Source organism: Kitasatospora sp. NPDC022856, from assembly GCF_055561235.1.
Window position 1 is genome coordinate 1 of the sequence record NZ_JBVHHE010000135.1, and the last position, 1438, is coordinate 1438.

Below are 1438 nucleotides of genomic sequence, written 5' to 3' on the forward strand. Positions count from 1 at the left end.
CTAGTAGTACTTCGTTAGGTTGGGGCGGGTTGTCGGGTTCGGCTTCTGGGCTTCGTTGTGGGAAGTGGGTGTTGGCAGGTGTGGCAAATGCCGGTCCAGCAGTTCAGCAGGTCCTGGAGCTGGTCCAGGACCTGGTAGAGGGTCAGGCCGGCGCTTGGGCTTTTGGGTCGAGCCGCCGAAGGGTGAGGAAGGCGTGGGCGGCGGTGACGAGGGTGACGTGGTGGTGCCAGCCGCGCCAGGTGCGGCCCTCGAAGTGGTCCAGCCCGAGGCCGTGCTTCAGCTCGCGGTAGTCGTGCTCGACGCGCCAGCGCATCTTGGCCAGGCGGACCAGGTGGCGGGTCGGGGTGTCGGCGGGCAGGCTGGTCAGCCAGTACTCGGTGGGCGTCTTCTGTCCGGCGGGCCATTCGCTGAGCAGGGTGGCCTTCGGCAGGGTGCCGTCCCAGGCGCTCGCTCCGCCGGCCCTGGTCATGGCATGGGTGCGGGCCGCGACGCCCGCCGGCCGCACCGTGAGCACCCGGAAACGGGAACGCATCGGGCCTTTCGAGCCGTGGCGCCAGGTGGTCCGGCGCAAGGTCGTGCGTCCGCCGGCGATGGTCAGGGCCTGGAGCGACATGGCCTTGGTACGGTAGCGGGCCGCGGGTCTGCGGCCGTTCCCGCTCCAGTGCGGGGTGGCGGGGGTCGCGTCGTGAGGATGCGCGGACTCGTCGGAGCGGACCGCGACGACGAAGTCCAGCCCGCGTTCCGCCAGGCCCCGGCGGAACGCCGTGATCTGGCCGTAGCCGGCGTCGGCGACAACCACTTTCGGCTCCAGGCCCCAGACGAGCGCCTCGTCGATCAGGTCCAGGGCCAGGCGCCACTTCTCCCGATGGCCGACCTCCTCGGGCACACCGGTGCGCGCACGTCGCTCGGTGTCGTCCTGCCACTCGGCGGGCACGAACAGGCGCCAGGAGACGGGTACGGACGCGGTGTCGGAGGCGGCGTGCAGACTCACCCCCACCTGGCAGTTCGACTGCTTGCCCAAGGCCCCGCACCACTGCCGGGCCACCCCGACCGACATCCGCCCGTCCTTGGGGAACGACACGTCGTCGATCACCCACACCACCGGATCGACCACCGTGACGGCCTTGAGGGCAACCGCCCGCAGCACCGCCGTGTGGTCCCACGGCGACTGGTTCACGAACTGCTGCAGGGCCTGCATGTCGCCGTCCGGCAGCCGCTCGGCCATCGGCTGGATCGACTTCCTGCGACCGTCCAGCATCAACCCGCGCAGATAGCAGTCACCCCACCCGCGCGTGTCCTTCCGCGGCACCGACGCGAATACCTCGGCCACGAACGCGGCGAGCTCGCCACGCAGTTGCTCAATCTCCCCCAAGTCCACGCCCGCCAGGATGCCCGATGCACAGATCAGGATCAAGCCAAGTTAACGAAGTACTACTAG

Annotated in this window: 1 protein-coding gene; it reads right to left on the reverse strand. The window is 69.7% G+C overall.

The genetic code is table 11. The annotated features are described in order from the left end of the window. Nucleotides 1–142: 142 nt before the first annotated feature. On the reverse strand, nucleotides 143–1378 hold the full coding sequence (locus tag ACZ34W_RS38670) for an IS701 family transposase (RefSeq protein WP_465611189.1): 1236 nt from the start codon (nucleotides 1376–1378) through the stop codon (nucleotides 143–145). Nucleotides 1379–1438: the final 60 nt, after the last annotated feature.